Source organism: Pleionea sp. CnH1-48, from assembly GCF_024124665.1.
Classification (GTDB): domain Bacteria; phylum Pseudomonadota; class Gammaproteobacteria; order Enterobacterales; family Kangiellaceae; genus JAMXSB01.
The window spans coordinates 429,763-449,143 of record NZ_JAMXSB010000001.1; the positions used below are offsets into that span (position 1 = coordinate 429,763).

Here is a 19,381-nt window from a genome sequence, read left to right on the forward strand (position 1 = left end):
CGCATGCTACCTTGTGTTGCAAGGTACTTGGTGATATTTTTTTGAGCAGCCAAAATGGTAAAATATTATCGAAGACAACCTGTAAGACTTAAGACATGTTCTTTAGGCCGAACGTATCCCTTTTAAGAAGCTCCCTCGTACGCCGCTTTCAAATATTCCAGGAACAACTTTACCCGGTGAGGAATGTAATGCCGAGAGGGATACATGGCATAGATTGTAATCTCATGGAAATCGAACACCCCTTCTATCTTGTTTAAGTTCCCAGCATTATTTCCAGAAACAAAGATCTCCGGCAGCAAGCCGATACCAAGCCCACGAGTAAGCGCATCCATGTAGATATGTGTGTTCGAAAAAGAAAGCTTCCAGGGCAGTTTTATTTTTTTGGTTTCTCCGTTTTTAATCACTGGCCAAAAGCCGCCATAACGAGAAGCGCCAAAGTGCAGGCAATCATGGGCATTTAAGTCACTTATCGATTGAGGAACTCCATGTTCCTCCAGATATTTAACAGCTCCAAATAACGCCAGTTTTGTATGAGTTAGAGGATAAGCAACATAGCTGGAGTCTTCTAACGAAATAGCAAAGCGGATAGCTAAATCAATATTGTCTTTGATCAGATCAGTTCTTTCGTTGTCAGCAACAATATCAATATGTATCTGCGGATAGCGTTCTTGAAACCCAATAACATGATCCAACAAATAAGGTGACGCAAATCCATCAGGCGCAGCCACTCTTATGAAGCCTTTGGGTTCTTCCACATAAGAACGCAAGAGCGACTGCTCTAATACCTCAATGTTTTCTAAAACAGCCTTACAGCCACCGTAATATTCTTGCCCTGCAGGGGTCACTTCCATACTGCGCGTTGTTCGATTGATCAAGCGTACTTCAAGGCTTTGCTCCAGATTCGCAATATGACGCCCCACAATCGCGGGAGTGAGGTTCATCGCCTTTGCCGCTTTTGCAAAATTGCCAAGCTCCACCACGCGGCAGAAGAGCTGCATATTTCTTAGCTTATCCATATTCGATACAAAAAGTATATTTTGAAGTTAATTTTATACCATTATTGATTTTTTAGTATGCACTATTATGAGGAAAATAGACACTCACAGAGGCGCTGATTATGACAACCGTTCGCACTTCAACTCAGCAAGAAACTCAAGAAAGGTTTCAAGTTGCCTTATTAGGGCAAGAAACCGAAGAACGTTTTTCTTTGCGTATTCAACACCCAGAGCCCCGAGAAGGGACTCCCCTCCATATTCATACAGAGCAATCAGAAACTTTCCATGTGATTAGTGGCAAATTCAAGTTTCAGGTGGGCGACGATATTGTGTATGGCGAACCGGGCTTTACGGTATTAATCCCCGCCAATACTCCTCACTGTTTCTTAAACATAGGAAAGGAAGCTGGCCACCTCATCAGCATCTTGAGCCCAGGCATCCATGACGGATTTATCAAGCATATTCCCGAAGCAGAACGCAATGGAGCCGATATGGCTGAGCTAAGTCAATTAGCTGAGCAATACGGAGCTAAAATTTTGGGCCCTAAACTTACTCATGATGAATAGGAAAAACAATGATGGTTAAATACTTTTATAAATTGATAATAGTGCTGACAAGCTTTATTGTCACTCAGTCACTGATGGCCGAGTCTTTTGATCCCAGTAAACCAATAGTGAAAAGAATTGATGAGGGCATTTATCAGTATTTTCATCAGTTTTATAACAGCCTGATTATTATTGGTTCAGAAGGCGTAATTGTTACCGATCCTTCTGGAGCAGAACGGGCATCGGTAATGCGTGAGGAAATACGTAAACTCACTAACAAACCAGTTATCAAAGTTATCTATTCTCACGATCATTATGATCACACTCGTGGAGGTCAAATATTCCAAAAGGAAGGCGCCGAGTTTATCGCTCATAAAAAAGCCGTCGAGTTACTAAAGCGCGATCCTTATCAGCAAGTCGTACTGCCCAATAAAACTTATACCGATAAGTTGCGCATTACATCGGGCAATAAAGTCGTTGTTCTGATTTATATGGGACCTAACGATGGTGACGCAATGAGTGTTATCTACCTGCCTAAAGAGAAAATTTTATTTGCAGTAGACTTTCACCTACCACGCTATGTGAATGAGCCTTATCGCTTAACTGCGCATAACTATGGAGGAATTTACCAAACAATGAAACGCATACGTAAAGAGCTTAGTTTCGAGACGGTGATTTCAGGTCATACTTTAGAATCTTCTCCCGATTTATTTGAAGAAGACTTTCGCTTTGTAGAAGCGCTCTATAATGCCGTTCTTAAAGGCTTAAAGTCGGGCAAATCAACAAAAGAACTCAAACAGTCCGTTAAACTACCAGACTTTAAGCATTGGCAGGGTTATGAGAAAAACCTACCAGGACATGTTGAGAGAATGGCTTATACCATCTGGCATGGTAATTAAGAAGGTGTCGAATAGAGAAAATAAGGAAACTTACTAACCTTGTTTTCTCTCTATGCAGAAACTCTAACCTCTTCTACAGGCTCTTCTTCTAAATCAAAGACTTCTTCTAAATCAAAGACTTCTACCCTATCCCGTCCTTGAGCTTTAGCTTGGTACAAAGCAATATCCGCTCGTTTTAGCCAAGCATCAATAGTGCACTCTGGTGTTAGAGCACAAGCACCGACGCTCACCGTTACAGGAAAGTCATCAATGATATTTTCATTTTTTATTTTTACACGTAGTTTTTCTGCAATATCTTTGGCCTGCGATAGAGTGGAATTATGTAACAGTAAAACAAATTCTTCACCTCCAACCCTAAAAAGCATATCAACTTCTCGAGAGTTGTCTTTGATTACATCAACCACCTTTACAATTACATTGTCTCCGATATCATGGCCAAACTTATCGTTAATACGTTTAAAGTGGTCAATATCAAACATAAGAATACTGGACTTAACATTACTACGATGCATCTGACGAATGCATATATTCAAAAACGTTTTTATCTGCCTTCTATTGAATACTCCCGTTAAGGGATCTTGCATTGAATCAAAACGAAGACTTCTATGTAGCTCATGAACATGACCAGCAATCAGATAAGTAAAGTACACCGTCAAAAATAATGAAACAGCCATTCGAGCGGCAGCATCTGCCTCCATATTAAAGAAGCTAAACCAGGCGACATACGACAAAGTAATCATATTGAAAGTAAAAGCCGCTTTTCTGGACAAAATATAATACAAAGCAATAGCAACAGGATAGGTCCAATAAATAGCGCTTTTACCAATGTAATAAACCGACAAGCATAGCGATAAGGTAAGCAAGGCAACGATAAAGTTAATGTTAATGATGCTAAAGCCTTTTTTATAGAATACCGTCGTGTTGTATGTTGCGACCGAAGCAAACAAAGCTAAAGAAAGGCTTAGGATATAATCGCCTAAATAAATGTGTCGTATAGAAAAAAGAAAAAATATTAAGAAAGTAACTGACAGAATAAGATACAAAGTTTTCTTATTGCCCGTTAACAAGAGCGCAGTGTCATCACTCTGACTTTGGATCAATTTTTTAAACTCAGCCGATGCCGCCATTAGCCCCTCTTTCAAAAATCAGTCTAATTTTATGTTTGATTGAAGCACTATAAGATTCTGGTTTGTTAGCGCAACAAACACTTGCTCAGAAAGTATGACGGCCTGTAGATCGATATTAAAGTGTCCGCTTCTTTCAGTACTGCTTATGCTGATGAAGCTCAGAGTCCATATTATTAATTATTCGATTGAACTGAGTTCTGCACACATTGAGTAAGAGCTTTCAAAGCCGAAGCCAAAAGCTAGATTATGGAATCTAACATAGAAACTTCTAATTGAACAAAAATCACTCACGGTCTTATATATAATTCACCCATCCCAAAATCGCAAGCCGCGAATACCTAAATGCCCCAAAAAAGCATGATTTCTTCTGATTAAAGCTTTATTTAGCAATAACAGGCACTTTCAGCACGTAACAACCTAGTTGATAGTGAAAGTATTAAAAGCACATTGTCTTCGATCTTTATATCCTCATTAACGCTAAACATCACGTTGTATCTTACGAAAAGTCAAACTTATCCTCTCACCAGTAGTTTCACTTTCAGGAATAGCATGAAGCCAGTGGTTTTGCGTTTGAATCCCCATAAAAAGCAAAGTACCAGAAGTCAGGCAATAGTTTACGTTATGGTTTCTATCCTTCTTTATTAACATCATCAAGGTTTTGTGGTTAAAGCACGCGCTCAAAAAATATCATCTGTTCACTGGCTCCTTGATGCTTGGTGCGAGCAAATCCATTTTTCTCTAACACTTTAATAGAACCGATATTAGTGTTACTGACAGCGCCTAATAGCGAGCGAACCTTGTGTTCTTTTTTTGCCCATATTACGAGGGCTTCAATTACCTCACTGGCATATCCTTTCGACCAATAGCTTTCACCAATAAAATATCCTATGTGCCAATCTCGTTGGCTAGATTCATTCTGTTGATGATGCAAAAACAGCATGCCAATTAAGTCAGCTTGCTCTCTGAGACGTATGGAAAACACGCGACTTTCTTTACATCGACGCTGCAACCAGCGTAAGGCCTCCCGAGAATCTCTTACCCATTGCCAATCTTCAGGTAGTGTTTCAGTGACCTTAGGAGTTAGCAGGTTCATAGCGGCTTTGGCAAAAGATAACTCATCAGCTTCACTCTCAAGCTGGGATTGACAACTCTCAACCATCAAGCGAGAGGTTTCAAAGTGTTCTTTAGTTCTTGATATGATAGTAATACTCATAAGCGGCCCAAACTCTACTTTCAAGGAAGTCTAGGCTTTTTTTGGAGGTTTTGCCTAGCCAAAGCTGATAAAAAGCTTCGAATAGCTGTAATAAGCAATCAGCGGCCATTTGCCCAACTGTGAAATTGAATATAACCCGATAGTAATAAGAATATGTGATGCTCAAATTTTTAATCGGCGTTAGGTTAGTTTGAACTAATAGTTTTTAAGTTCTCTAAGCCCAATAACTTCTGGCTGAACACTCTCTTGCTTAACTTTTTCCCAAAAACTTTCTTTAAGCATGGGAGGGTATGTTTCTCTCAATTCCAGTTCGTGTTTGTCCATAAACTTCACATCAACGATATACTCAATGGTAGCTTCTTTTGCAGTACAATCTAGATGACCGTCGATGAGTTCACACCGATACCAAAATTTGACAGAGCGTTCTTTTGGAAAGTACATTTGCTCTATATACATCAATTGATCGACTGCTACATTTAATCCCGTTTCTTCTTTTACTTCACGTATTACTGAATCTTCTAGAGATTCAGTATCTTTTACGCCTCCACCGGGCGCAACCCAAAAGTCATACCGATCTTCTCTTTTGTGATTTACCATCAAAAGTTTATCGTTGTGAACAATCAAGGCACCCACACAAATCCTATGTTCCATATTCTTATGACAACCTCATCTGGCTAACTGTTTTTCTTCCTAGAAGGATAACTCAGAGAAAATAAAAGTACTTCTACTTTAAGGAAGCTTAGGCTTTTTTCGGATTTGGGTAGCCGCAGCTATTACATCACGAAAGTCATCTCTTGCACACTTAACCAGATCTTTAACTCTATACACACTCCCCTCAGCCAAAAGCAAAATACTGTGCTGCACCTGATGAAGTGTTCCGTTACCCCCCCATACATTGTTGAGGTGTATTTTCTTAAGGTATTTAATTACTAGTTGCCTATCTTTTTCTTCGAAATCTCTATCGATTATTCTGAGTATTTCATCATTCATTGAATAGTTTCCCTTCGAGCACCAAGTTGAGTATGCAGCGCTATTGGTACAACGGCGGCCTTATAATACTCCCGAGTTTCAAGACATTATCTTATCTATGATCTAATAGTTCAATTTAGTTAAGTTGAAATTAAGCAATAAGAGAACGGCTTCACAATCAAACTATAGTATCAATCCCTCACAACGACCCTACGCGTGATAAATACCGCACTCTATCAACTTATTTTCGAAGTCTTTATCCATAGACTGCGTAATAATCTCTATGCGACTATCAGGTGTTTCATCCAGCTCAAATTCCGAAAGCGACTGATTCGCCTGATTGTAGCCAAATACTCCTTGCTCAGTAATAAAAATACCTTTGGTTCTTTCTGACTTTAACCCACTGAGCAAATGAAACAGTTTGGCACGATCAAACTCCCACTCAGGAGAAAAGCGCCACCCCACCGTTATAAATCCTTCACCCTGATTTTTCGTCGTTAAGTAACCACACTCGGGGAAATCAGGCTGCTCTTTAGTCGAATGATGTGTATGTTGATGGTCGTGATGGTGGGCCTCATCTGCTGATGTCACAGAAGGTTTATGCTGACTGCTTTCTTCTAACCAACTGAGTGACAACTCGCCAAATGTGCTGGAATAAACGGGCCTATCGATAACATCATCTTTGTTTTTCAAGTATTCCTTAAGATTGTTCATATCATCTTCGCCATACTGATCAAACTTGTTGGCAACGATTACATCAGCAATATCGAGTTGCTGATTAAATATGTCATGTTGAGTATAGGCTTCTTTAGTAATATTTCGGGCATCAACAAGCGTAATGGTGTTTTGTAAATGAAGTACTTTTTGATAATGCTCAGAAGACAACACAGCAAGCACCTCTTTTGGATGACCTAATCCTGTCGGTTCAATCAATAGCCGATGAGGTTTTGCCTTAGCCAAGAGTAAATTGAGTGCAACCTGCATGGGAAGCCCAGCGGTACAACACATACATCCACCAGGTACTTCTCGAATAAAAACACCGTCTTGTTGACTATGATTGCCTTGAAAGATCCCGCCATCGATTCCGATATCTCCAAACTCGTTAACCAGAATCGCCCAACGTTCATGCTCAGGCTTACTACGAAGCAAGTGTAAAATAGCCGTCGTTTTTCCGACGCCTAAAAAGCCAGTAATGATGTTAGTCGCTACCGAAGAAATGGCCATGAGTACGCCTCTGACTAAAAATAACTTAATGAGTGGCGCATTGTTGACACAAACAATCCAATTCAAGCTGTGAGCTTTGTAACTGGTAGCCAGCCTCTTCGACACTATGAGCCAACCCCTGCATAATTCCAGCATCGATCATAATTTCTTTTACCTTCTGACAGGATCGACAGATAAGGAATTGAGCAACCGAATGCTCATGCTCACAAGTAATATGAGAACAGGCTACGTATTTGTTTTCTGAGCTAAGCTTATGAACAAGCTGCTTGGAAATCAAAAAATCCAAAATACGGTAGGCAGACATAGGCGGCATCGATTGCCCAGAAAACTGGTTGTAGCGATCAATCACCTCGTAAGCCGATAATGGCTTATCAGAATCAATCAATAGCTCGAGCAATCGCGAACGCTTGCTGGTTAGCTTGGCGCCAGTAGAGACACACTTCTGTTGCGCTTTATCCAGAACATTTTGAGTGGAATTTGAAGACATCAGGCTCACCTTTAAGTTGTTGAAAACAAAGTATAAACATCTTCATTAGCACACAGAACCACAAGCCGAGATGAGTGTTCTCGGCCCAGGTAAAATCAAGGTGCTAAATACCTGTTTTCCTCTTGATACACCGTATCATAAAGCAGTTGCCCTGATTGTCAATATCGCCTTTATAGCCGCGATGGCCGATAAGATTATGCCCTCATTTTGAGGGCATGCTATTCAATCTTATTAATGAATTAGATTAGTGTCAGATCAAGACGGCAGTTCTCTAATCTTTTTGATGGCAGAATCACTAAGAAGATATAAATGAACTGGCTTAACTTCACTCTAGTGACAGGTTGCCCGCAATGACATTAAGTGGACTGATGGAATTCTCTTTCTTTTTTGTACTCCAGAATAAAAGTTTGGATCTGATCAACTAAGCTATCGACAATATCATTATTGATTGCTTTTAAGTCCCTAGTTAGCTCCTCGATATTAACGCAATAAGTCAGTTCACAACCACTCAATAGCTGACTAGCCATGCTCTTAATTCGAAAAGACTCATAAAAAAGAGCTTCGTTCTGCCATGACTTTGCATGATATGTACTAACTTGAATTTCTAATTCTTTTGCAAGGCTACAGCCTTGCTCTCCTAGCTTAATTCGGCTCACGAATCTTTCCATGGAATATATACTAATTCTTTAAATATTATATATACTACAACAAACTCAAAAGCTTATTAGTGGAATGATAAAAAACGCAGCAAGTAAGTACACTGCTGCGTTTTTTATTTCTTGTGCACAACTAAATTCATTACATACTAAGTGTTTTTCCCATCAAACGAATTTCTTCAATATTGTCTGCTTCAATCGGGAAGTAAAACTTTTGTTTTTTGCCTGCTTTAGGGGGAATGGTTACATCATCGGGGTTACCTTTTCCACCCGCCAAATTAGTCGCATACCCATCCTTATCAATCGCAATGATATTACCAGCATCGCGTAAGTTAATTACTCGTACAGGTTCATTGCCATCATTTTTAAAACCTAACTCTACAAAGGAATAAGTTTGTGAACTTTTCGTTTTTTCGGAGTCAGTGCTTTCTTCAGTTTTTACAGACAGTACTTTAAGCTTAAGATGTTTATCTAGCCCTTTTACATTATCAACAACCAGAGCATCATCAGAACTACTGCCCTGCTTTCTACCGTCACTTACACCATCTGTCGCTCCACTGACCAAGTCTTTGCCAAAACTCACGATTCCAGATACAACGGACTTGGTGGTTTCGACAACAGCATTTTCTTTTTTCTCTTTATCTTCCTTATCTTGCTCTTTTTCCTGAGCGAAAACAGAAGCTGCACCCAGCAGCAATAACACAGGCATTAACTTATTCATATTCGCTTACATACTCCAGTCATTTCAAAATGTTACAGAGAGGCTCACCTGGCCCAGTAACTACTCTATATCATTCAATGCTAAACTGTAAATAACATGGTCAAGTTTTGAGCACTTAAATCCATATAGGTTTAAGCCCAAAACCCTACGACTCAGGAGGTTATGATGAGTTACTATGACATCGCTGAGAATGCGAAAGTGAGTCAATACGACATCAAAAGCTTACTGGACGGCGACATTACACAAGAAGTAGCCGAACGCTTCACACTGACCCGAAGCGACTTGCAGCAATTTATAAGAGAAGAATCCCCTTATGAATTAGGGCACTTGCTTGGTATCGCCCCTTCAGAGCTCTTAACACTAAGAAGAGAGTTCGGAAAACAAGGAGCAGTAGGACTGATTCTTGGTTTACTACTGACGGCTCAGGTTGATGGTAGTTGAATCGATGCATGCTCTTGATAGAGGGAGACAATATAGAATTCCTTCACTAAAGCATGCTCTTGGTATTTTCTCGCTAACCAAGCCAAATACCTACTGGCTTTAACACAATAGGATAAGCCAGAAGAGAATATCTCTTCTGGCTTACTGGCTTTATTTTAACAACCTTAGCATTGAGCTGAAGCTAACAACCTCCTCATTAAATTTAGCACTTTTATCATAGGCTTTTAGCAAGAAATATAAGTTATAACGCTGTTTGTTAATAACAATATTCATCTTCTTAAAAGCATTTTTATCCGCTCGAGTTAATAAAACACTGGAATCAGATTTAGCGTCAAGCAAAACCAGATTGTCACCTGAGCGACTGAATAATAGTGAGCCAGGATCGTCTACCATCAAATCGAGTGCATTTTTACGACCTCTATCATCAACAACAACCTGCTGATAATGCGCAAGCGTTGGCATCTTCAAGAAGTAGTTATGGCCACTCCCAGTCGACGAGATAACGAGTTTATTAACTCCTTTTATTAACGGCAAATTAAGATGCTTAGCAGCACTACGACGATGAAACTCTAATGCAAGTATATCCTGCGCTCCTACATCAGCGACAGAGTACTTCCCCAGCCCCTGCTTGAATCCACGGCTAGAGACTTCATAAACTTCCTGCATGGTTTCATCGAACACATAGAAGGCCCCACTATCATCTACTTTTAATCCAAGAAAGTCATAAACATGATCGGATGATAAATCATAAGCATTTAATCGTTGGTGAGTTTTTGGTAAGTACCATGAACTACCATGTTCGGTCTCAATCATCACCGCATCGGCTAGAGAAAACTGGCGTGATAACTCGCTAAAAGCGGCATTCATATTCCCCTCGTTGCTTTGCCGCCATTCAGATGTAACGCCAACTACCTGCACAACCTCTCCAACACTGAGGCGAACACCGTCATGAGTGAGCACTGATAACTTACCATTGACACGATCGATGCTCTCAATGTTACCGTTAAACTCAGGCATCAACACAGCTTGTTCAGCAAAATGAGAAACCACAAGATCTTCACTAATGGTTAGTGTCGATGGTGACTCCAAAACAGGTTGACGATAAAGTTGGTTATTATCTGCATCGAGTATCCAGGCATACTTTTGCTGCTTATCAAGTCCCCAATAGCTCAAAGTTTTGTTGTTCAAGTTACTTCCAGCCATTACAAACTGCTGAGCAGATATATCGTACCAAGCACTGACATGGGCACCAGAAGAGTCCTTTAAGCCAAGCACAACCAAACTGCCCTGCTTGTTGTTATACTGCTCATTCAAGCGTTTAAAACCAGCATCAACATTTTCATGATGCTGACTCAACCATGTCTGGGTAACCCCAACTAAAGAAGCTCTTCCATCATCACTCATTAATAGCAACGAGCCATCTTCAAGCATGACGTATAAGTGCTCGTTTTGGCTAAAGACGGACTTAATATTGTCCAAATTTACCTGACGAGTTTGAGCTGCTTTGTCTATTCCACTATATTGTTGATAGTACAGTGTTTGAGTTTCATGGCTATAGAAGTAGTAAACGTCGACCTGCTCTTCCGTGATTGTCGACAGCGCCAGTATCAAATCACTCGGCATTTCTCCTTGAAGACGAGCCGTGACACTTTTATATAGACCATTTGCCTCATGCAATACCCAGTAACGAGTATTTTCACCTCGCTCATTCTTACCAGAAACAACGACCGCTTCAGAAAAAGTAGAGTCAGCCCAATTTTGTGGCCCCATATTAGTGGGCAATGCTGGAACAAGATCAAAAATCGGATCTTCGGCGACAGAATTAGAAGCAAAGCCGGATTCGAGTTTATCAAGCAACCGAGCATCTCCTAACACGCTCACTAACGACAACTTAGTATCCGATACCCAGTAAGTCATCTGCCGGCTTTGCCCCCAGGGCATTGTCTCTTCTATTGAGTAATATAAGTTTCCGTGTTCTTCCCATACTCGACTGCTGTGCACAGTTCCTAATGCGCCACCAACTAAGCTGGGAGTGTATTGATAAAGAACTTCTCCTGTTGCAATGTCCACATTCCACAGAGTTACATGGTCACTGCTTAAGAACCACGCTTTTCCTTCCTTTACACTCACCAGATTAGCTTCCGATAACAGCTCCTTATGACCCGGACGGTTGGTATATATAAAACGGTCATTCTTAACATCATAGTACCCTCTACCCACTTCAGTATGCTCATCGTGAGCATCAGTGCGATAATTTTGAACAAGAACAAAATTTTCTTTTACTTTTTTGTTCTTAACAAGTGCAAGCAGATGGTCATGAAATTGTTGATTAGAATCCCATGTCGAACCATCTTCAGATGTTAAAGAAAATGACTGGTTATCAATATCAATTGAAAAAATCTCGTTATGCTTGTTAATAACAGAGATCGCTCCAGGATAAATCGTATTAAAGTTAACTCTCACGCCACCTACAACCAAATGGTCATGACTAACCGAAATATTATTGTTGTCCAGCTGACGAGCATCTAGAACCCATTGAGTTCTGCTTCTTCTTGAAGGAGCGGATAATGAAAGCGATGCGCCCGTATTTAATACAAGATGATAATTGGCACCGCTACCTTCTAATTTGTAATGAAGATGTCCTCTTTCTTCCTGAGAGAAGGTTGGCATTACGATTTGTCTATCTTGTTTATCCAGTATGACATTAACATCAGTACTTACATATTCGTACCTCAATTTATCAATCGTATATTCACTCGGAAAAATATAGAAGTCATAATCAAAGCGCTTATCTTCTTCTAACTTTCTAATGATATTAAAGCCAGTATCATTTCGCGTTGTCGAACCAGGTAATAAATTATAGTTATAACCTATATAGGATCTAGCTGTTGATGGAAGCACTAAAGCTTGATCATCAATATTAAAGTCGGCACGTTCACCATATCCAATGCCTTGACGAATATTAATGGCTTGTGACTTATCACTCACCTGTTGGGGCATATCACCAGCCCAGAAGAAATAATTAATTTTTCCTGAACCAGTATGGCCATGATGTGTTCGATAGATATATTGACTGTCAAACAACACTTCTTTAGCTTGCAGATTTATCTCTCGAATAACGGCACCATTGCCACTATATTTCTTTGCAACATCATAAGGGACCATTGCGTGATATTCATCGCTATAAATATAGCCACCATGACTATAAGACTGATCTAGCTCGTCAAAATATCGGCCTACATTCTTTGCGTTATCAGCGACTTCTCCAAAAGCCTGGGCTAGCGCGGTGAATCCTACAGCCAGTCCACCAACAATAACTCCAGCTCCGCTTAATACAGCACCAGCCGTTGAAGCGCCAACAAGCCCGGCCGTTATGCCAGCAGCACTGGTTACCAGACTGACGGAGTCAAACGCTAACTGAGTGCCAAACACCTCTCTTTGAGTTTCATTCTGGGCATTCGCTAATTCATAACTATCCAGCACAACATTAGCAATTCCGAACAAAACACCGACACCTTCGTTGACCGTGTGACTGACTGCAGACAAAGTAGTGCCAGTAACATTTTCTACATCACTGACGGCCACTCTATAAAGCTGATAAATCTTAGCAGCATCTAAGATTGTTCCATGAGCCACTTGAGCGAGATTAATATAAGTATGGGCTTTGATCGCTTTGTCAAGACTCTCAGATACTGATGAAGTACTGGCCGCTGCCGCATCGGCATTTTTTTTACGATTAAAAAAGTCGATAACACTTTGAATAGTAAATGCCGCATTAAGTCCATCGACATGCTCTACATCAGCGACTCCCTCTCGTGCAACTAGCTCTCCATCGGCATATCGATATCGAGCACGAACTTTCTCTAAAGCTTCATCGTAGTAACGCTTGAACTTGAAAATTCTGTCGTCGTCGGTCACTAACTCACGAACCAGCTCTGGATTTTCGCTGTTCATCACGGGAACCACATAACGACCATTTTCCTGTTTAACATTCTTTAATACCGGCAGCCAGTTCTCTCCCAGGCCTTCACTAGAAAGTAAAGAACGAGTCGCATCCATAAAGCTTTCGGCCATGCGATTACTTTCTATCAATGTCAAAGCTGACTTTATTTTCAAATCACTGGATGTAGAAGCTTCAATATCAGCAATAGCATGAGCATCTCTCAATGTACTCGCATCGGGAATCGTGGCTTCTGGTTCAAGCAAATTATTGACGGTAAAGCCAGAGCTTAAGCGTATATCCGACATATTTTGGGTATCTAACACTCGAACTTCATAGCGTACCTTCCCTTCATCCACCTGAGCTTTGTATTTCTCAGCGTACCCCTGAGTGTTTAGATGTTCATTTAGACCTTGCATTAATGAAGCTTGGTCATTGAATGTAAACACAGCAAAGTTAGGATCGTAGAAATAGAAGACTTCCTCTCTGGCCATCTGATATTTACCAACCATCATGGAGTGTTCTTGCGTATTCATTAACAAGAAGAAGGACTTTCCTGTTTCCAGGTTTTCGCGAGACAACAAACTTGATATGTTATCCAAAGTTAAACGACTGCCTTTTTTAATCTCTGCATTTTTAACATCCGGATGAACATGTAAGCTGGCAATGTCAGAATACAAGCTCTTCGAAGAAGCTGTATCGGGCGATGCTGCTGCCGTCCATAATGTTTCAGAAAACTGCTTAACTCCCTCTGCTCCAAGTTGTGCAATCGATGTCGCCATCATTCGAGCTAATGGCAAACAACGACCAGGCTCTGCCAGAAGAATGACATCTTGTGGCACTAGCTGAACTTTTTCTGCATAGTTCTCCATGTAGGTAACTGTCTCTCGCGTTTTCCCTAAAGCATTATCATAAACTGTGCGACGATAGTTCTCGTTAATTCGACGAACTAAAGCTCCTTGTTCTCTCCATCCAAGGCTAGAACGTTGCTCAAGCAAGTGGTTAATCATTTCGGTGGTTGTCATATCCACATGCCAACCAGGAACAATGGTGTCCTTTTCATGTTCGATGCCATGCACATAGTCGTCGAGATCCGCAGCATTGAGTGTATCCGCCAGAATGCCTTGATAATCACTGAACTGATCCATCAATCTTGGTTGACGATTAATATTCTCAAGAATGCTGGGATCAATCTGAACAACGCTACTGGTACCTTCACGTTGTTTCTTATCCAACCACAATGCTGCTATATCCAGGCCAGAAGAGTCACGTAACAACCCATTGATTCCACCGGTATACGAATCGTTGGTCACTCTTAACGCGTGCAGTTGTTGCTCTAAAAGCGCTCGAGTTTTTCCTGAAGCAACTTTGAGCTTAGTTCTTGTGTCATGAATTTTATCACCAATAATTCGACTGTTTCGTCCAGCCGCTTCTTCAACTTTTTCTCGTAACTGGTGCCATTCAACAAATGCAGGATTGTCTCTGTTAATAGGCTCATTAGGATCAATAACGCGATCAGCTGGTAATGGATCAACAGAAATCCCTAAAGTTCGAGCTTCTTTTATCAATTCATTTTGAACACTTTTTCGCAACTGATGGAAACGAGTTTCTCGAGCTTTGGCACTAAAATAGTCGCGGTCTTCTCCTTGAACAAAAGCATTGCCTTCTGAGCCATCACGACGTCCCCAGTATCCTTTTTTGTCGGATATGATCATTTGCAGTCCTTGATGGATGAGTTTCCATTCACCATCTTTAAAGACCATGTAGGAGCTGGCAGCCGTTTGTCTGCTTTTGCCTTTATATTGGTCATAGTCTAGCGCCATAACAACATTGTCATAAAAAGCTGAACTTTCCCCTCTTGCATCATGGAAAACGCGATACGTAGAGTCATTCAACTCAGTTACAATGACCGAACAGCCCGTTAATGATCCGGTAAATAGAAAGTCGCCTTCTTGAGCGTGTTTTGGAATATCAACAAAAGCAGGAACAGGATTGCTTGCACCATTAAAACCAAGAAAGTAGGCTGAGACCGTACCTTGTTCTGGTCCATCAGTAAGTCGAACACTATAGTCATGCTCTCCTTTTTCTAAGCGCGCAAAAACTCTGCGAGTAGGGGCTAAAGTATCCGGAATTAAATCTCTAACATCCAATGTGTGAGTACTTAGAAATCCTACAGGATCACTATAAAGAGTTTGTATATGAACATCACTACCGCCAAGACCATTCCGCAACTGCAAGTCACGGCTGGCACTCCCCATCATGAGCGCAGGGTTATCCTTATCATAGCCCAGAAATTCCAGTTGCTGTGGCAAAGTATTTCTCACCGAGCTTTGATCTGTTAATGCACTCTGGGCAATCGCCTTTGCCGCAACAAATGCTCGTGAGCTGCCATGACTACTATTAGGGTCAACACCTCTGCTATCCTTTTCTCCAAAGGGAGCCTCAGCGTAACTAATACCTGATTGCATTGAAAGCATGCCAACAGGAACATGAGAAATGAATGCTTCTTCAGGTAAGAATTCTTTTAGTTTGGCAATGATGGTCAGAGCAGACTCAACACCCGGTTTTTGCAAGTAAATGACTGCATTGTCCGTCAACTTTCCATATTTCGATGGCCCAAATATTTTGCTCTGTTGAACTTCGGGCAAACTCATAATACTTTTCATCGCCTCTACCAAATGAGGTAGATATTCCTTTTTGACATCTAAAGTCAAACGAGAATGAATAGCAGGAGAACCACCTCTTTCTGGATAGGGTTTAAAGCGGTAAGCGACGGCCTGTTCTAATGTTGTTCGGTCCATCTTGTCTGACGCTTGGACTTTTATCCGAAAGGGGCTATTGTTGGCAGAGGCATTCAGCGACTCTCTTTCAATTAGATCAACAAATTGTTTTGCCTCAGAGTCACTTAAGAAATTGGGAATTTGAGGGACATCATTAGAGTAAGCTCTATAGAATTTCGACTGAGCTTTTGATTCGAGTTCTTTTTTTAGGCGTTGATATTCTCTATACAATTTATTTTTATCAGATGAGCTTCTGTCTCGAGCTTTTTTATAAAGAGAATAACTAGCTTTAACTTTAGCAATTAAACTTTGTGAGTCTCTAATCATCTCCGCTAAGGTAGCGTTAGAAACATCAGTCATTCGATTTTTAACAGCTTCTGCTTGAGCAGAAAAGTCAACTCTCGGCAATTTATTTGCGGGTTCACCAGAGTCAGCTCCGGCTCCATTGACATTAGGTTGTCCGTCACCGCCTACTGCTTGGACTTGATTGGTTAATAACTGCAATGAAACGGCTAACGCGATAATACTTTTATTCATATTAACTCCTGTAGTAACAATTTTTCTCCTGCCAAATTTTTAACCGTGCCAATAGCAGAAGAACCAATTACCCGCATACGTTAATATGATTTCTTTCGTATTTTTTCTGAAATGTTCTGATTTAACTTTGAAGAAACTCTGAAATCTTCTGATAGAAAAATAAAATGCCAACTACTCCCTTTACTTATTTGAATTTTTCCTTACGGCATCTCTAAGTGAACACTATTATTTACATGAGTTAATATTATCGTATTTTTTTAGTTATTGTTAGATTAAGAGTAAGTTTTTTGCGCTTCAAATACTGTCGATGCAACCTCTGTTATTCTTCTTTTTTTAGCAGCTACTCAATCACACAATACAACTGAAATAACATGTCACTAGAGAGAAGAAGAGGATTAGTTATGACTAATAGCTTGAAGAAACTGAAAAATAAAAAGCGATATTCAGTAAAAGTAAGGATTAACTAGAGCAGGTTAAAAATAAGGTTTCCTCAAACGACTTTGCGTCGTCTGATCAGAGCTAATACTAGTAATGCTACTGAAGAAACAAGCCCCATACTACCACCACCTGACGATTGTTTTGCGGCAGTATCTTGAGCAGGAAAAGACGCTTTGCGGATCGTCGCGCGATCTTCACCGAGGCTCAGAGGAGTATTTTTTTGATAAGAGAACAGTAAGTAATGTTGACCTTGTCCGAGGGTAATGGTTTTTGACTCTGCATCCAGGCCACCTTCAATTACGCTGTGTAACTGATTGTTCACTGACACCGACATAGCGTCACAGAGCACAGAGTTACAAGCAGCCGCAGAAACTGACCAATCAAACTGAAATACACCAGGACCATCAACTACGGCCAGAGCGTAGCTGGAATCTCCCGGCTCCACCTGATGGCTTTGGATACCCTCAGCGGATTCGCTCCAATCATGTTCACCGCCGGAATACCATTGGATACCAGATTCTTCCAATATTGAAGTAGTATCAAAATCTGGTTTAGCGGCCAAAACGGTGGCTTCCAGGTTTACCTGATTGAGCAACTCAAAGTTAGCATCCAGAATTTGCAGATATGTGGAGGCTTTTCCTCCCTGTTCTGGCGTCAAGCCAACAACAATCCGACATTCTGCACCAGCCAACAGCTCCTTCGAGCTACAAGAATCGGATAATATTTGAAACTCACCTCGCTCGTTGCCAAGCCACTGGCGATTTATCAGATGAGAGGTTTCGCTATAGTTAGTCACGCGGAATTCGTAAGTCGCCTGAAACCCTTGAGGTAATAAACCAAAATTATGATGTTGTTTAATTGCCACACCATGACGTATCCCATCAATCCACTGGCTGTAGTCAGGCACCCGATTAAACACGCTATAGACGTTGTCTAATTCGCAAGAAAAGCCCCAACTCACCATGCCAACCTGATACCAGTGTTCCTGTTCTCGAATTACCAGAGGGCCACCGCTGTCTCCCTGACAAGTGCTCTGTCCACCATTTAAGGCACCCGCACACATCATTGTGTTATCCAATGCAAAGTGACGTTGTGCCGCCTCATTAGAATAACCATGGCTCATCAATGCCTGTCGCATATCATCTTTGCAACGATCATTGGGCATGAGTTGAATCGATTTTTCTTGCAGTAGATTCGAATTAACCTGCGACTCAGTGGCATTTTCGCTGGCTCCCCAACCTAGTGCCATTGCTTCTCGTCTTTCATCAATCGCTTGAAGCAACAACTCGGGCGGCGCTAATTCTAGCGAGGTTTTGTCGAGAGGCCGCTCTAGCTCCAACAAAGCAATGTCGTTAGTGAGGGTTTCGGTATTCCAGTCAGGATGAAGGTAAATCTGTTTAACTTTTTGTGCCTGCTCTGCGTTATCGGTTAAATCTTGCACGCCGAGATTCACACTGAACTCTTCTGGCTCACGATCTTCAACACAATGTGCGGCTGTTAATACCCAACGATCTCCGATAAAAGAGCCGCCACAGAAAGCCTCTTGAACCCATTGGGTTCGATGGCTAACCGACAAACTTACTTCTTTATCTAAACGCTGTAGTAAACGCTGACCTTCACGTCCGCCAACAACAGCAGAAGGTATGCCTGTTTGCGCTCCATTCAAAGTGCCAGAAAACGACTTGGGTTTATCGTTATAAATAATGGCGCCTATACCACCGCCTTGCTCACAGTGGTTTATTTTTTGAGCAAAAGTAAGTGCGCGATGAGGCTCTTGACTGCCCCGCTCAATCAAACATATTTTGCCAAGGCTGTCAGAACAAATCTGCTCAGCAAATCCACAATGAGCGAGTAGGCCTTTAACATCACCACCCTTGCTGCCATTTAGTGGCGCAGCAGTCAGTCGTTGCTTGTCCAGCGTGACAGCAGCCACTCGGCTTCGATAAGTTTTAACCAGAGGCGTCATCCACGGCCACAATTCTTGAGTACGAGCATCAGTGGCACTATCCGCTCCAACGGCAGCCATGCTGATCACACTCAATATTGTTAGCAGTGATTTCTTCATATTCTGTTTGTTCGTATAACTCAATAAGGAGACCCTATCGGGATGCTCACAAAATAACCTTGGATTATGGATGCCTTAATTAACTTCTGCTTAGTGACAATTTGTTAACTGGTCCACACTATTTTTTAACGGATAGCTTCCACTATATAGAAATTCTATGATTTGATCAGCCACTTTTCATCACGTTAAAGCTGTTAATAAGTCACTTCCTTACCATTTGCACATTATAGGTTACCCAACACGAACTTTTTGTTTAATCCTGGCTCTAACGAAGGATCTCACTTGTTTATGAGACACCCCGCCTAACTTATAAGAGGCTAATAAAACTCAAATACCGATTAAAA

The 19,381-nt window shown here is 41.1% G+C and carries 14 protein-coding genes; 3 read left to right on the plus strand and 11 right to left on the minus strand.

Annotated features, from left to right (window positions below):
* Nucleotides 1–122: 122 nt before the first annotated feature.
* The gene (locus NH399_RS01910; RefSeq protein WP_253036722.1) at nucleotides 123–1,016 is read right to left on the minus strand and encodes a LysR family transcriptional regulator; all 894 of its coding nucleotides are present in this window, start codon (nucleotides 1,014–1,016) and stop codon (nucleotides 123–125) included.
* A gap of 101 nt (nucleotides 1,017–1,117) precedes the next feature.
* On the opposite strand from NH399_RS01910, the gene NH399_RS01915 reads away from it, so the two are divergent.
* Nucleotides 1,118–1,561, plus strand: a complete 444-nt coding sequence (locus NH399_RS01915; RefSeq protein ID WP_253036723.1) for a cupin domain-containing protein — start codon at nucleotides 1,118–1,120, stop codon at nucleotides 1,559–1,561.
* Between the two features lie 8 nt (nucleotides 1,562–1,569).
* Nucleotides 1,570–2,439 (plus strand): MBL fold metallo-hydrolase, encoded by an 870-nt coding sequence (locus NH399_RS01920; RefSeq protein ID WP_253036724.1) that lies wholly within the window; start codon nucleotides 1,570–1,572, stop codon nucleotides 2,437–2,439.
* 50 nt (nucleotides 2,440–2,489) lie between these two features.
* Here the strand turns inward: NH399_RS01920 and NH399_RS01925 are convergent, their stop codons facing one another.
* The 8 genes from NH399_RS01925 to NH399_RS01960 form a co-directional block, all read right to left on the minus strand.
* Nucleotides 2,490–3,566 carry a GGDEF domain-containing protein gene (locus tag NH399_RS01925; protein ID WP_253036725.1) on the minus strand — a complete coding sequence of 359 codons (1,077 nt, stop codon included), beginning with the start codon at nucleotides 3,564–3,566 and terminating at the stop codon, nucleotides 2,490–2,492.
* A 664-nt stretch (nucleotides 3,567–4,230) separates the two neighbouring features.
* Nucleotides 4,231–4,779 carry a GNAT family N-acetyltransferase gene (locus tag NH399_RS01930; protein WP_253036726.1) on the minus strand — a complete coding sequence of 183 codons (549 nt, stop codon included), beginning with the start codon at nucleotides 4,777–4,779 and terminating at the stop codon, nucleotides 4,231–4,233.
* Between the two features lie 195 nt (nucleotides 4,780–4,974).
* Nucleotides 4,975–5,430 (minus strand): NUDIX domain-containing protein, encoded by a 456-nt coding sequence (locus NH399_RS01935; RefSeq protein WP_253036727.1) that lies wholly within the window; start codon nucleotides 5,428–5,430, stop codon nucleotides 4,975–4,977.
* A 78-nt stretch (nucleotides 5,431–5,508) separates the two neighbouring features.
* On the minus strand, nucleotides 5,509–5,769 hold the full coding sequence (locus tag NH399_RS01940) for a hypothetical protein (protein ID WP_253036728.1): 261 nt from the start codon (nucleotides 5,767–5,769) through the stop codon (nucleotides 5,509–5,511).
* Nucleotides 5,770–5,958: 189 nt separating this feature from the next.
* Complete coding sequence (locus tag NH399_RS01945; protein ID WP_253036729.1) at nucleotides 5,959–6,972, minus strand: GTP-binding protein; 1,014 nt, start codon at nucleotides 6,970–6,972, stop codon at nucleotides 5,959–5,961.
* A 25-nt stretch (nucleotides 6,973–6,997) separates the two neighbouring features.
* Nucleotides 6,998–7,459 carry a Fur family transcriptional regulator gene (locus tag NH399_RS01950; RefSeq protein WP_253036730.1) on the minus strand — a complete coding sequence of 154 codons (462 nt, stop codon included), beginning with the start codon at nucleotides 7,457–7,459 and terminating at the stop codon, nucleotides 6,998–7,000.
* 356 nt (nucleotides 7,460–7,815) lie between these two features.
* Nucleotides 7,816–8,115: a hypothetical protein gene (locus NH399_RS01955; protein ID WP_253036731.1), complete on the minus strand. Its 300-nt coding sequence runs from the start codon at nucleotides 8,113–8,115 to the stop codon at nucleotides 7,816–7,818.
* A gap of 142 nt (nucleotides 8,116–8,257) precedes the next feature.
* Nucleotides 8,258–8,836: a hypothetical protein gene (locus tag NH399_RS01960; RefSeq protein WP_253036732.1), complete on the minus strand. Its 579-nt coding sequence runs from the start codon at nucleotides 8,834–8,836 to the stop codon at nucleotides 8,258–8,260.
* A gap of 162 nt (nucleotides 8,837–8,998) precedes the next feature.
* On the opposite strand from NH399_RS01960, the gene NH399_RS01965 reads away from it, so the two are divergent.
* Entirely contained in the window at nucleotides 8,999–9,277 is a 279-nt protein-coding gene (locus tag NH399_RS01965; RefSeq protein ID WP_253036733.1) for a hypothetical protein, read from the plus strand.
* Nucleotides 9,278–9,427: 150 nt separating this feature from the next.
* On the opposite strand, the gene NH399_RS01970 is transcribed toward NH399_RS01965, so the two are convergent.
* Both NH399_RS01970 and NH399_RS01975 read right to left on the minus strand, forming a co-directional pair.
* Nucleotides 9,428–16,534: a TcdA/TcdB pore-forming domain-containing protein gene (locus NH399_RS01970; RefSeq protein WP_253036734.1), complete on the minus strand. Its 7,107-nt coding sequence runs from the start codon at nucleotides 16,532–16,534 to the stop codon at nucleotides 9,428–9,430.
* A 490-nt stretch (nucleotides 16,535–17,024) separates the two neighbouring features.
* Nucleotides 17,025–19,037 carry a trypsin-like serine protease gene (locus NH399_RS01975; protein ID WP_253036735.1) on the minus strand — a complete coding sequence of 671 codons (2,013 nt, stop codon included), beginning with the start codon at nucleotides 19,035–19,037 and terminating at the stop codon, nucleotides 17,025–17,027.
* Nucleotides 19,038–19,381 lie beyond the last annotated feature (344 nt).